The sequence below is a fragment of the Winogradskya consettensis genome (assembly GCF_018332715.1).
Lineage (GTDB): Bacteria > Actinomycetota > Actinomycetes > Mycobacteriales > Micromonosporaceae > Actinoplanes > Actinoplanes consettensis.
Map to the genome: position 1 here is coordinate 1 of NZ_BOQP01000019.1, position 12,539 is coordinate 12,539.

Annotated in this window: 10 protein-coding genes and 1 pseudogene; 4 read left to right on the forward strand and 7 right to left on the reverse strand. The window is 68.3% G+C overall.

Annotated elements, in window-relative coordinates:
* The coding region (locus Aco04nite_RS19305; RefSeq protein WP_212998636.1) for a hypothetical protein at positions 1-251 on the reverse strand (251 nt) is incomplete at its 3' end.
* A gap of 359 nt (positions 252-610) precedes the next feature.
* On the opposite strand from Aco04nite_RS19305, the gene Aco04nite_RS48925 reads away from it, so the two are divergent.
* Together Aco04nite_RS48925 and Aco04nite_RS19315 are read left to right on the forward strand one after the other, a co-directional pair.
* Complete coding sequence (locus Aco04nite_RS48925; protein WP_244876125.1) at positions 611-1,960, forward strand: ricin-type beta-trefoil lectin domain protein; 1,350 nt, start codon at positions 611-613, stop codon at positions 1,958-1,960.
* Between the two features lie 419 nt (positions 1,961-2,379).
* Complete coding sequence (locus tag Aco04nite_RS19315; RefSeq protein ID WP_244876118.1) at positions 2,380-3,414, forward strand: GNAT family N-acetyltransferase; 1,035 nt, start codon at positions 2,380-2,382, stop codon at positions 3,412-3,414.
* Positions 3,415-3,742: 328 nt separating this feature from the next.
* On the opposite strand, the pseudogene Aco04nite_RS19320 reads toward Aco04nite_RS19315, so the two are convergent.
* From Aco04nite_RS19320 to Aco04nite_RS19335, 4 genes and pseudogenes are all read right to left on the reverse strand, one after another.
* Positions 3,743-3,814, reverse strand: a pseudogene (locus tag Aco04nite_RS19320) (VOC family protein); the annotation flags it as partial.
* A gap of 57 nt (positions 3,815-3,871) precedes the next feature.
* Positions 3,872-4,234 carry a hypothetical protein gene (locus tag Aco04nite_RS19325; RefSeq protein WP_212998637.1) on the reverse strand — a complete coding sequence of 121 codons (363 nt, stop codon included), beginning with the start codon at positions 4,232-4,234 and terminating at the stop codon, positions 3,872-3,874.
* A gap of 324 nt (positions 4,235-4,558) precedes the next feature.
* On the reverse strand, positions 4,559-8,239 hold the full coding sequence (locus Aco04nite_RS19330) for a S8 family serine peptidase (RefSeq protein WP_212998638.1): 3,681 nt from the start codon (positions 8,237-8,239) through the stop codon (positions 4,559-4,561).
* A 146-nt stretch (positions 8,240-8,385) separates the two neighbouring features.
* A complete protein-coding gene (locus Aco04nite_RS19335; protein ID WP_212998639.1) occupies positions 8,386-9,270 on the reverse strand; it encodes a LysR family transcriptional regulator in 885 nt (294 codons plus the stop codon).
* A 99-nt stretch (positions 9,271-9,369) separates the two neighbouring features.
* Between Aco04nite_RS19335 and Aco04nite_RS19340 the strand changes: the two genes are divergently transcribed.
* A complete protein-coding gene (locus Aco04nite_RS19340) occupies positions 9,370-10,254 on the forward strand; it encodes an NAD(P)H-binding protein (RefSeq protein WP_212998640.1) in 885 nt (294 codons plus the stop codon).
* 29 nt (positions 10,255-10,283) lie between these two features.
* Here Aco04nite_RS19340 and Aco04nite_RS19345 read toward each other — a convergent pair whose 3' ends face one another.
* Positions 10,284-11,051: an SDR family NAD(P)-dependent oxidoreductase gene (locus tag Aco04nite_RS19345; protein ID WP_212998641.1), complete on the reverse strand. Its 768-nt coding sequence runs from the start codon at positions 11,049-11,051 to the stop codon at positions 10,284-10,286.
* 78 nt (positions 11,052-11,129) lie between these two features.
* On the opposite strand from Aco04nite_RS19345, the gene Aco04nite_RS19350 reads away from it, so the two are divergent.
* Positions 11,130-11,693 carry a TetR/AcrR family transcriptional regulator gene (locus Aco04nite_RS19350; RefSeq protein ID WP_212998642.1) on the forward strand — a complete coding sequence of 188 codons (564 nt, stop codon included), beginning with the start codon at positions 11,130-11,132 and terminating at the stop codon, positions 11,691-11,693.
* Here Aco04nite_RS19350 and Aco04nite_RS19355 read toward each other — a convergent pair.
* Positions 11,637-12,506 carry a helix-turn-helix transcriptional regulator gene (locus tag Aco04nite_RS19355; protein WP_212998643.1) on the reverse strand — a complete coding sequence of 290 codons (870 nt, stop codon included), beginning with the start codon at positions 12,504-12,506 and terminating at the stop codon, positions 11,637-11,639. The genes Aco04nite_RS19350 and Aco04nite_RS19355 overlap by 57 nt on opposite strands.
* Between the last annotated feature and the right edge of the window lie 33 nt (positions 12,507-12,539).

Below are 12,539 nucleotides of genomic sequence, written 5' to 3' on the forward strand. Positions count from 1 at the left end.
GCTCGTGCGGCCTCGATCCAGATCAGTTTGCCGTCCGGTGTCCGGGCTTCGGGGGAGTCGCGCCGCAAGCGGGTGGTGTGGCCGAGAGCTTTTCCGAAGGCCCGCCGGACCTTGTGCTCGCGCCGGAACTCTTCGGTTGCCGCGGAGTAGTTCCGGCGCCGTGTCGGGTCACGCATCCACGCCAGTTCAACGGTCGTGAAAATCTCCAACTGAGCGTATTTCATGCCTTTATTGTTCTCAGGGAGTTTCATGATCGGAAGGGTGGGTGTGCCATTGTCGGGTTGAGGTGGATCACACGACTTCGAATGGCAGATAGCGAGTATTCGGTAAGCCGTAAAGTGGTGGTGGATGGGTCCCGGGAGGCGATCCTCGTGCTCATCGTGCCATGAGTTCGTTGGCCGTCTTGGTGTCATCGGCACGAGCGTGCGCCATAGCGTCCTCCTCACAAGGCGCAGATGCGACGAAACCGAAACTTACCACCACGTAACTCCCCGGGCTCGGTCGGCAAGTGCCGTCCCGTTGCATCGACAGTTAGCAATCTTTACGTAATACTCGGGTAACACCTCGCAGAAGATCGACCACTCCGTACGAGAGGACGTTCTCCGTGACAATGAATGCAGGTTTCCCGGGCCGAGCGCTGTCGCGTAGCTGCCGGCGCCTCCTGGTCTTCCTCACCGCGGCTGTCACTGCACTCGTGGGCAGCGTGGTCATCCAGCAGCAGCCCGCACACGCCGCGTGGAACCTCGTGTGGGCCGACGAGTTCAACGGGTCCGGTGCGCCCAGCAGTGCCAACTGGAACTACAGCGTCGGCAACGGCCTCAACCCCGGCCTCAACGCTTTCGACGGCTGGGGCAACGGCGAGTGGGAGTGGTACCGCCCCGAGAACTGCACGCAGTCCGGCGGCAACCTCGTGATGCGCGCTAACTGGCTCACTACGCCTATCACGGTCAACGGCCGCAACTTCTATCAGACGTCGTGCCGCATGACGACGGACACGAAGAAGTCCTTCCAGTACGGACGCATCGAGGCGCGCATGGCGCTCCCCACCGCCACCGGCTCGTGGCCGGCTTTCTGGATGCTGGGTGACGCGTGCGACGAGACGTCCACGAGCGCCTACAACCCGGCGCAGACCTACTACGATCGTCTGCCCACCAACTGGGCCAGTTGCGGCGAGGTCGACATCATGGAACACGCAAACGCGAATGCGACCGTAACCAACAACATCTTCTGGGATCTCCGCACTGGCGTGTTCCCGTGGACAGCGGGTCAGAACGCCAACTACGTCGCGAACCCCGCCGTCAACAACGCCGCGGCCTTCCACGTCTACGCGATCGAGTGGACGGCCGCGCAGATCCGCTGGTACATCGACGGTGTGCAGACGCACGTGATCGACACGACGCCGGCGACCTTGGAGGAGTTCCGCAAGCCGTTCCACGTCATCTTCAACCTGGCGCTGGGCGGCACATACCCCGGACAGAACCCTGTGCAGAGCCAGTTCCCGCTCACCGCATCGATCGACTACGTCCGCTACTACCAGGACGGCGGGGCCACGACGCCGCCTCCCACGGGGGGAGCCGCGACGCAGATCAACGGGCCCAGCGGCAAGTGCGTCGACGTGGCGGGCGACAACACGGGTGGCAACGGCGCGGCTGTGCAGTTGTGGGACTGCCAAGGCACGGCGGCGATCGACCAGCAGTGGACGTGGAACGGGCAGACGCTCGGCACCCTCGGCCGCTGCCTCGACGTACAGGACGCCGGAACAGCCAACGGCGCCAAGCTTCAACTCTGGGACTGCAACGGCAGCGGGGCGCAGAACTGGGTGCAGGAAGGCAATCGGATGCGCAATCCCCAGAGCAACCGGTGCATCGACTCGCCATCAGGCGCCACAGCGAACGGGACCCGAGTGCAGATCTGGGACTGCAACGGATCGGCCGCACAGTACTTCGCGAAGGCCGCGTGACGGCCGGCCGAGGGGCACGCTGACGGTCAGGTCGCGGGAGCGGACAGGCTCCCGCGACCCGTCCGCTCGTTCCCGGATACGACCTCCGCCGCGCTTCGACCGGCACACGACGGCGTCCTTCCTGACCGCCGACGAGGTCGATGCTCTGCTCGCCGACACCACCATCGACTGCAGTGGCCAGCAGTATCGGCCTGCGTGGCGGCGACGCACGAGCGGGAGGCGCTGCTCGAGTGGTACGACAAGTCGGTGCAGCATCCGAGCCCCCGCCCCAAAAGGCGATTCGCACGCAATTCTGAATCGGTCGGGTCATCGACCCTGACTAACCCTGCGGCGACGCCGTGACTCGATGCACTCAATTCGGCATGTCCGCGCCCGCTGCTCCGTGGACGCAGCGTAACAGTCAGCCGGGTGCGCCGAGCGTGGTCGACGGCATGAGAGTGATGCCAATCTGGGCTGGGTTTGATTTTGTTCTGCTCTGCGGTTTGCATTTGACAACCTTCATGCGCGAGTCATGGGTCAGCACTCTGGCGATGAAAAACAATTGCGTAGTCTCTGTGGTGTGGTTAGGTCGGCGCATGTCGATCACGATGCGGCTTGCGACGCCGGATTCGTTGAGCGAGATCGTTGAGGCGTTAGCGGTCTGGCAGCACACCGGCGGGCCGGTGCAGCTTCATCCGGGCGACCTTGGGTGGCACTGGAGGTTCGGCGGGCGGGAGTTGGCGCAGGCCGTCCGGGTGTGGACCCGTAACGGGCAGATCCTGGCCGTTGGCATGGTGGACGACGGGGTGATCCGCATGGGTATCGCACCGAGCGTCGACGAGGACGCCGCGTTCGCCGCCCGGCTGCTGGCCGATCTGTCGGATCCGGGGCAGGGGGTACTGCCCGACGGCGCCGGGGCCGTCGAGGCCCGCTTCGGCGCTGCTCTTCGAGACCTCCTGCGTCGCAGCGGTTGGGTGCCCGACGAACCGTGGACCCCGTTGTCTCGCGAACTGATCGAGCTGGTGGAGGACTGCGGGCTCAGGGTCGAGGTCATCGAGGCGCACGACGTTCGGGATCGGATCGTTGATGATCGGGTCGCGGTGCATCTGGCGGCGTTTGCCAACTCGACGTTCACTGTGGAGCGCTGGCGCGCGATGGCCGCTGCCCCGCCTTACCGTCGGGCCCGGTGCCTGGTCGGTTACGACGGCGACGGCGATGCGGTCGCCGCGGTGACGGTGTGGTCGGCCGGGGACGGGCGACCGGGTTTGCTCGAACCACTGGGCGTTCATCGGGATCACCGTGGCCACGGATACGGCCGCGCCATCACGGTGGCCGCGGCCGCCGCGTTGCAGGAGATGGGGTCGTCCAGTGCGACAGTGTGCACCCCGAGCAGCAACGTCGGCGCCGTGGCGACGTACGTCTCGGCTGGCTTTCAGAAGATCCCGGACGTTACCGACTTCCGCCGCACGAGTTGACCGTGCCACCGCAACCGTGGAGGTAGAGGAAGCTCCCCATGATGAGTTTTCGCTTCTCGACGCGCGCGTCAGCACGACGCACTACTTTCGGCACGAGCGTGCGCGGGGGCATCCGCAACGCCAGGACACTCCCTAACCGATCTGCGTGGGACGCGCGCATTCTCGGCGGCTTGAGAACGTGCCGCCGGAATAGTGGTCGAAGATCGGTTTGTTGCTCGATCGCGGCAGGTTTGCTGCCGGCTCGTACGCGTAGAGCCGCCACGTCGCCCATGTCGTGTCCGTTCCCGCTGGACTCGCCGCCGGTCGTGGACTTTGGTTGAGTGATTTCAAGTGCGCCGGCGGGGTCGCGGAAGGCGCAGTCGCGGATGCCGTAGGGCTGGTCGGTGGGTTCCTGGACGACGGGCGTTGATTGTCGTGTCAAGCCCCGGGGTGTGACGCAGAGTTCGGTGTTCGTAGGTTAGTAGGCGGCGGCGTACTTCACCAGCCAGCGGCTGGTGAACCGGCCCCAGTCGAACAGGTCACCGGCGGCACGTCTGCGGTCACGTTCATGGTCAGCGGTGGCCTGTGCCCGGTGGGAGTTCGCCTCACGGAACAACGCTCGTGCGGCCTCGATCCACATCAGATTGCCGTCCGGTGTCCGGGCTTCGGGAGAGTCGCGCCGTAGCCGGGTGGTGTGGCCGAGAGCTTTTCCGAAAGCCCGCCGAACCATGTGCTCGCGCCGGAACTCTTCGGTTGCCGCGGAGTAGTTCCGGCGCCGTGTCGGGTCACGCATCCACGCCAGTTCAGCGGTCGTGAAGATTTCCAGCTGAACGTATTTCATGCCTTTATTTTTCTCAGGGATTTTCATGATCGGAAGGGCGGGTGTGCCATTGTCGGGTTGAGGGGTGTCACACAAATTCGAATGGCAGATAGCGAGTATTCGGATAGCCGTAAAGTGGTGGGCGGATGGCTTTCTGGAGGCAATCCTCGTGCTCACCGCGCCACGAGTTCGTTGGCCTTCTTGTTGTCATCGGCAGATCAGCAAATGCGATAAGCGGCTTGTGCGAGCAAGCGGGTGAACCGCTGGCCGGGTCGTGGAAGGGGCGGGGCGCAGCAGAACGGGCCGCGGCAGGGTTCGCCGCGGCCCGTTCTTGACGTGCTGGTGCTACTTCAGGCCGAAGGCACGGGTGATCGTCTGTTCGACGCTGTTGCCGTACGTGTCCTTCGCAGCGGCGCGGAGCGTGACGTGCTGCGCGCTCTTCGGGGCTTTCAGCTCGGTGGTCCAGCCGGCCTTGGTCTTGGACAGGCGCTGGGTGACCCAGGTGGCGCCGTCGTTGTAGGAGACGTCGAGGGTGACCGTCTTGATGGATGCGGTGCTCGGGGCGCCGGCCAGGTGGGACGGGAGGACGGTGATCGGGGTGGAGCGGGAGGCCCTGTCCGTGAGGTCCGTGTCGACCTTGTAGTCGAGTTGGATCAGTGGGAGCCGGGTGGTGGTGGCGTCCGAGGTGAAGTCCCAGGTTGTCTTTGTCTTGGTGGAGTACGGGAGGACCGTGGGGTCGCCCTCGGTCGTGGTGACGAGGCGGTAGGGCAGGCGCTTGGGGCTCAGGCCGGTGTTGGAGTCGATCCAGCCCCAGGTGTTGGCCTCGATGACCTTCTTACCCTGCGACAGTGTCACGGTCTGGCCGAGGGAACCTTCCGGCACGGCGTCGCCGGCGTGGTTCTCGCCGGAGCCGCCCCAGCCCGGGACCTCGACGACGATGGTGTCGCCGTCGCGGTGGGGGAGGGTGCCGAAGTCGTTGATGCGCGGGCGGACGATCGCGGCAAGCCACTTCTCGCTGGTGCGGCTGCCGGGCTCGTAGGTGCGGGTGCCGCTGCGCTCGAACGATCGCAGGTCGTCCAGCTCCTGCGACCAGCGGACGTCGTCGTCCGCGGTCACCCAGTCGGTGCGGAAGCGGTCGACCTTGATCGTGGAGGAGGAGCCGACGCGGACGGGCAGGTCCGGGTTCAGGTCGTAGCGCCGCTCGGTGAGCTCCCGGTCGGAGGAGTTCTGGAAGTCGACGTCGACCCGGGCCAGGTCACGCTCGGACGGGCGGTAGACGAGCGACTTCGGTGCTCCGCCCGGCCAGTACTCGGCCAGGTCGTACAGGTAGTCGGTGGTCGGGTGGGAGGTGAGGCGAAGGGTCACGCGGCCCTTGGCGAGCTGTGTGATCAGGCGCTCGCCGCCGTCCTTGGTCAGCGACGCGACGGCGAGTGTCGTCCGGCTGGTGGCGTCGAAGTAACGGCCGGTGCCGGTGTTGACGACCAGGAGTACGGCTGCCCCGGCGTTCTCGGCGGCTTCGACCTGCTCGTCGAGGTCGTTCTGGCGTACCACTGCGATCTTGTTCCTGACCCCTGCGGCCGTCATTTCCGCCGCGGAGCCCGTACCCGCGAAGACTGCCCGGATCTGTTTGGTGCCTTCGGCCGGGACGGTCGAGCCGGGCAGGACGATCAGGTCGTCGTAGGTGGTGCTGCCGTTCTCGATCGCCAGCGGGGGCTGGATCTTGCGCCACCGGGCGGTCACCGACATCTTGCCGTCGCGGGCCTTCTGACCGGGGGTCACCCAGATGCTGTCGTAGAAGCGGTCGATGATGTACGCGTCGGTGGCCTCGGCCGTGCCCAGCTCGCGGTGGTAGGCGAGGCGGATCTCGCTGTTCGCGGCGGTCTTCGGGGTGATCGCCTGGATCTCGCGGGTCGTGCTGGCCTTCAGCTCGACGGTGGTGTCGTCCTCGACGACCACCGTGGGTGCGGTGACCAGCGCCATGCCGCGGGAGTTCGGGCCGTGGGTGCCCTCGACGTCGCCCCACATCCACACGGAGTAGCGGCCCTGCGGCACGAGCACGTCGATGGGGTGGCCGTCGTTGGTGAGGAAGTAGTAGTAGGCGCCGGGCGGGTCGCCGTCGCGGAGCAGCATGATCTCGCCGGGCATGGCCTCGCCGCCGCGGCCGGTGGGCTCGATGACCAGGTGCTTGGGCTGGTCCTCGGTGCTGAGCCCGACGAGCGTGTCGGCCAGCCTGCTGCCGTCGGTGCCGGTGGCGACGATGCTGCCGGTGTAGCGGCCCTTCTCCTTCGTGAGGCTCAGGTCGGCGGAGACCGTCACCGTGGCGGTGCCGCCGGCGGGAACAACAACCTTCGGAGCGGAAAGAGAGATCAATCCGGTGGGTACGCCCGGAGCGGCGAGAGCCAGGTCCAGCGTCACGTCAGCCGCACCGGTGTTCGTGTACGTGATCGGCTTCTCGGTCGTGCCGCTGGGCTCGTCCTCGAGCGGGTGGATACCGAGGTACGCGCTCGCGGTTGCGAAGACCGTCGCCTTGGTGGTCTTGGCGATGTCGACCCGTCCGCTGCCACCGGTGTACGCGTCGTAGTCGGGCGTTTCCTTGGCCGTGCTGACCAGGGCATCCTTGAGCTGAGCACCGGTCCAGGCGGGGTGCTGGGCGGCGAGCAGGACAGCGGCGCCGGCCACGTGCGGGGTGGCCATCGACGTGCCGCTCATCGTGCGGTAGAGGCCCTCGCCCTCGGTCGAGTACTGCGACCGGGCCGCCAGGATGTCGACGCCGGGTGCGGTGATCTCGGGCTTGAGCGCGCCGTCCACCAGGCGCGGGCCGCGGCTCGAGAACTCGGCGATGTGGTCCTCGGCGTCGACGGCGCCCACGGTCAGGGCGGCGTCGGCGGCGCCGGGCGTACCGACGGTCGACTCGGTCGGGCCGCTGTTGCCCGCGGCGATGACGAACAGCGCGCCGGTCTCGGCGCTGAGCTCGTTGACGGCCGTGCTCATCGGGTCGGTGCCGTCGGTCGGGTCGCCGCCGAGGCTCATGCTGATGACCTTGGCCTTGCGGTCCCGGGCGGCCCACTCCATGCCGGCCACGATCCAGGAGTCCTGACCGGAGCCGCCGTTGTCGAGGACCTTGCCGATCTCGAGGTCGGCGCCGGGCGCTACACCCTTCTCCAGGCCGCCCGAGCCCGCGCCCGTTCCTGCGATTGTGGACGCTACGTGCGTACCGTGGCCATGTCCGTCCTTGACGTCCTCACCCGGCACGAAGCTGGCGCTCGCCTCGACCTGGCCGACCAGGTCGGGGTGTTCCGCGTCGATGCCGGTGTCCAGCACGGCGACGTCGATGCCCTCGCCGGTGTTCCCGCCCGCCCAGACCTCCGGGGCGCCGATCTGCGCGACGCTGTCGGACAGGGCGGCGTGGACCTTGCCGTCCAGCCACACCTTGGTGATGCCGTGCGCGAAGGCGGGGGTGGTGCTCGCTTTCCGCGCCTCGGGTGCCGCGGGTGCCTTGCCGGTCAGCGACGTCCAGAAGGTCCCGGCGTGCGCGCGGTCCGTGTTCACCGCGCGGCCCCGGATGCTGGGCAGCGCCCGGACCTCTGTGCTGGCCTCGGGCAGGGTGTCAGCGCTGCGCTTGGCGAACGAGGAGCTCTGGTAGCCGAGGATGACCGGCAGCTGACCGGTCGCGTTGTCGGCGTAACCCTCGCGCTGCAGGTAGGTGATGTTGAACAGGCGCTTGTCCAGCAGGCCGGTGCCGACGTACGGCGCGGCGCTCTCGGGATACACGTACGTGTCCGGGCCGACGGTGGTGATGTGCGCACCGATCTGCTCGCCGTCCGGGCCCTGCACGGTGGTGACGCCGGGCCGTACGGTCACCTTGTCACCGGTGATCAGGGTGATCGTGGTGGCTGTCACCGGGTTCGTAGCGCTGGTGTGACGGGTGGTCGCTTGGGCGTCGGCGGGCGATGGCGGGGTCACTGCCAGCACCGTTACGGCCGCCACGATCAGCGGCACGGACCTGCCGGGGGACGAAAGGCTCAACGGAATACCTCAACTCGATCAGAAGCCTGAAGTGCCGTCGACGCTATAGACGAAGCAACAGTTCTGATCGATGTGAAGGTTTTCGATCTTGTCGGTTAACGACATCGAAACCGAATGCGTAGCCGCTCGAAACGGACGGGGCCGGATCAGGTGGTGACGGGCATCGCGCGGGGCTCGTTCGGAGCGGCCTGCCTGGCGACACCCACGGCGGCCCGGACGAATGCCGCGACCTGCGGTGAGCGCGATGATGCCGGCCAGGCGACCGCGAGGGTGGCCGGGGGGAGATCCTCGACGAGGCGGTAGGCGATGTGGGGACGGGGGAACTGGCGGGCCACCCAGGCCGGGAGGAACCAGAGCAGGCTGCCCGTCTCGACCAGGTTGAAGATCTGCGACAGGTCCCGCATGGCCGGGCTGCCCGGTGGCGGGGGTGCCAGGTTGCCGGTCTCGGCGCCCGAGCCGTTCGGCAGGCGGCGCCCGGTCAGGTCGGCCAGGCGCAGTGTCGTACGCGCCGCCAGCGGGTCGGCCGCGGGCAGCGCGACCATCCGCGGCTCGATCAGCAGCGCCTCGCTGTCGAGGGCGGGGTCGTCGAACGGCATGGCCAGCAGCGCGACGTCCGCACGACCGTCGTGCAGGGCCGGGACCAGGTCCCACGGGCCGGTCAGCAGCAGCTCGACGGGCGTCGTGTCGTAGGCGGCCAGGATCGGTGCCAGCAGTCCGCCGTCGAAGTCGGCCTTGCAGGTCAGCCGCAGGCTCTGCTCCGGCCGGCCCGCGCGCCGGGCCCGCTGCGCTGCCGCGGCGATGGCGTCCAGCGCCACCCGGGCGTCGATCAGCAGGGTCTCGCCGGCCGGGGTGAGCGCGACCTGGCGGGTGGTCCGGACGAACAGGTCGACCCCGAGTTGACGTTCGAGGTCCCGGATCGCGCGGGACAGCGGCGGCTGCGCCATGGCCAGCCGCTCGGCGGCCCGCCCGAAGTGCAGCTCCTCGGCGACGGCCACGAAGTAGCGCAGTTGCCGGGTCTCCAGGTCACTCATACTTCGAGAGTATCAATCGAGATCCCATTGGTCTTTCCGCTCCGCGCCGGAACAGCGTTCACTGGAGTTGTCGATCCGACCGAAGAGGGATGAAAAACAATGATTGTGGTCACCGCTCCCACCAGCAACATCGGTAGCAAGGTCCTGCAGAACCTGCTCGACGCGGACGCCCCCGTGCGCGTCGTGGCCCGCGACCCGGCCACACTCGCACCGGGCGTCGCCGAACGGGTCGAGGTCGTCCGCGGCTCGCACGCCGACCCGGCCGTCGTGACGGAGGCGTTCGCCGGTGCCGACGCTGTCTTCTGGCTCGTGCCCGCGAACCCGAAGGCGGAGAGCCTGGACGCTGCGTACTCGCAGTTCGCGCGGGCGGGTATCGAGGCGTTCACCGCGCAGGGCGTCGGCCGGGTGGTCGGCATCTCGGCGCTGGGCCGGGGCACCGCGGTGGCCGGGCAGGCGGGGTATGTCACGGCGACGCTGGCCATGGACGACCTGATCGCCGCTTCGGGCGTACCGTATCGGGCCGTCGCCAACCCGTCCTTCATGGAGAACATCCTGCGGCAGGTCGGTGCCATCAAGAACCAGGGCACGGTCTACGGCCCCACCACGCACGACCTGGCCCTGCCGCTGATCGCGACCAGGGACATCGCCGCGGTCTCCACGCGGCTGCTGCTCGACGACACCTGGACCGGCTTCGACGAGGTGCCGGCCCTGGGCCCCGAGGACCTCAGCTACGACGATGTCGCCGCGATCATCTCCGACGTGCTCGGCAAGCCGGTCCGCTACGTGCAGACCACCCCCGAGGCCAACCTGAAAATGGCGCTCGATCAGGGTGCCTCCGAGGCGATGGCCCACGGCCGCGTCGACATGGCCACGGCCAAGAACAACGGCCTGGACCAGGGCGTCACGCGTACGCCCTCGTCGAGCACGCCCACGACGTTCCGCGACTGGTGCACCGAGGTTCTGAAGCCGGCCCTCGACGCCTGAGGTGCGAGCGCCTGCCCGAGGTAGCCCGGTCAGGCCCGCATGGTGGTGCCGCCGTCGACGTTGAAGACCTGGCCGGTCGTCCACGCGGACAGGTCGGAGAACAGGAACGCCGCGGTGGCGCCGAGGTCGGCCGGGTCGCCGTGGCGCCAGGACGGGGTGGACTGCAGGATCAGGTCACGGTAGTCCTCGGGCAGGTTGAGTTTGGTCTGCTCGGTGAGCACCAGCCCGGGGGAGAGGCTGTTGGCGCGGATCCTGTCCTTGCCGTAGCGGCGGGCGACGTGCCGGGTCAGGGCGGTGATGCCGGACTTGGTGACCGAGTAGGCGACCTTGTCGGGCATGCCCGCGTAGACGGCGTTGGAGATGGTGTTGACCACCGAGCCGCCACCGCCGGCGATCATGTGGGGCAGTGCGGCCTTGAGGGTGAGCAGGTAACCGGTCAGGTTGACGTCGATCGTGCGCTGCCACGCGGCCAGGTCGATGCCGATCGCGTCGGTGTCCTCGGCGACCTGGTCGGGGTGGATGTTGGCGGCGACGTTGAACAGGCCGTCGATGCGCCCGTACTCCTTGACGGCGCGGTCGATCTGGGCGTTGACCTGGTCCTGGTCGGAGATGTCGGCGACCACCGCGATGGCTTCGCCACCGGCGTCGCGGGCGGCCTGGGCGGTGCGTTCCGCGGAGTCGAGAACCACGTCGCTGACGACGATCCTGGCGCCGCCGGCGCCGAGCAGGGACGCCGTGGCGGTGGCGATGCCACCGGCTCCGGCGAAGACGACGACCTTGTCGGTGAGACCTTCCATGACCTGTCTCCGTTTCGTTGGTGCTACCGGACACGAAACGTACACCTGTGTACGGATGATGGCTAGTAGGCTCCCGGCATGCCCGAGGACCTGCAGCGCACGATGCGGCGAGACGCCGTGCAGAACAGGGAACGGCTGCTCGTCGCGGCCCGGCAGGTCTTCGCCGAGCAGGGTGCGGACGCCGCCCTGGAAGAGGTGGCCCGGCTGGCGGAGGTCAGCCGCACCACGCTCTACCGGCACTTCGCCACCCGCGAACAGCTCGCCGCCACGGTCTTCGAGGAGAACGTCACGCTGATCGAGAAGCGTTCGGCCGAACTGCTCGACACCGACGACGGCATCGTGACGCTCTTCGACTACGTGCTGGATCAGCAGCGGCAGAACCGCGGCTTCGCGCGGCTGCTCTCAGCGACGGACCTCACCTGGCTGACCGCACTCTCGGAGCGCACGATCGCCGCCTTCGCACCCCTGCTGGAACGGGGGCGTGCAGCGGGCATCGTGCACCCCGAGACCGGCGTCAGCGACGTGATGCTGGCCTTCCCGATGGCGGAGGGTGCCATGGCGGACAGCGACATGGCGGGGCGTGAGTCAGCTGCGGACGGGGTGCGCGCGATGCTGCACCGCGCTCTGTTCACCCGTTCGTAGCAGCTCCTGCGGGACTTCGAGACCGGCGAGCAGGCGCAGGGCGTCCTCGGTGGGGCTGCCGGGGTCGGCGGAGAGGACGAGCAGTTCCATGCTCGACTCGCCGGGCAGGGCGAAGTTCTCGTGGTGGAGTTCGAGCGGGCCGACCAGGGGATGCCGGTAGACCTTGCGGCCGTGGGTGCGGGCGCGGACGTCCGCTCGGGCCCAGAGGCGGCGGAAGCGGTCGCTGCGCATGGACAACTCGCCGATGAGGGAGGCCAGGCGGGGGTCGTCGGGGTATTTACCGGCGGCGAGGCGCAGGTGGCCGACGACGTCGAGGGTGCAGTTGTCCCAATTGGCGTAGAGGCCGCGGTCGCTCTCCTCCAGGAAGAGGTGCCGGGCGGTGTTCAGGCCCGGGATCGGGCGGCCGTAGAGGAGCCGGGCGAGGCGGTTCCCGGCGAGCACGTCCAGGCGGTGGTCGACGATCACCGCGGGGGCGCCGGCGACGAGGTCGAGCACACGCAGCAGCTCGGGCCGGACCCGCCCGCCCGGGGCCTTCGCGCGGCGGCGGCGCTGCCGGGAGAGCCGCAGGAGGTGGCCGCGCTCGGTGTCGTCGAGGCCGAGAACGCGGGCGAGCGCGTCGACGACCTGCTCGGAGGGCTGCGTCGCGCGGCCCTGTTCCAGGCGGATGTAGTAGTCGACGCTGACCCCGGACAGGTGCGCGACCTCTTCACGGCGCAGCCCATCGACCCGGCGGCGGCTGTCGGCGGGGATGCCGGCGGCCACGGGGTCGACCCGGGCGCGCCGGGTACGCAGGAAACCCGCCAGATCGTCCATCGCTTCAGTATCGCCCCGCGCTCGCCCCGGCTT

Coding starts and splice junctions, on each gene's coding strand:
- Aco04nite_RS48925 (WP_244876125.1), top strand. CDS start 611: ATGAATGCAGGTTTCCCGGGCCGAGCGCTGTCGCGTAGCTGCCGGCGC.
- Aco04nite_RS19325 (WP_212998637.1), bottom strand. CDS start 4,234: ATGAAATACGTTCAGCTGGAAATCTTCACGACCGCTGAACTGGCGTGG.
- Aco04nite_RS19335 (WP_212998639.1), bottom strand. CDS start 9,270: ATGAGTGACCTGGAGACCCGGCAACTGCGCTACTTCGTGGCCGTCGCC.
- Aco04nite_RS19340 (WP_212998640.1), top strand. CDS start 9,370: ATGATTGTGGTCACCGCTCCCACCAGCAACATCGGTAGCAAGGTCCTG.
- Aco04nite_RS19345 (WP_212998641.1), bottom strand. CDS start 11,051: ATGGAAGGTCTCACCGACAAGGTCGTCGTCTTCGCCGGAGCCGGTGGC.
- Aco04nite_RS19350 (WP_212998642.1), top strand. CDS start 11,130: ATGCCCGAGGACCTGCAGCGCACGATGCGGCGAGACGCCGTGCAGAAC.
- Aco04nite_RS19355 (WP_212998643.1), bottom strand. CDS start 12,506: ATGGACGATCTGGCGGGTTTCCTGCGTACCCGGCGCGCCCGGGTCGAC.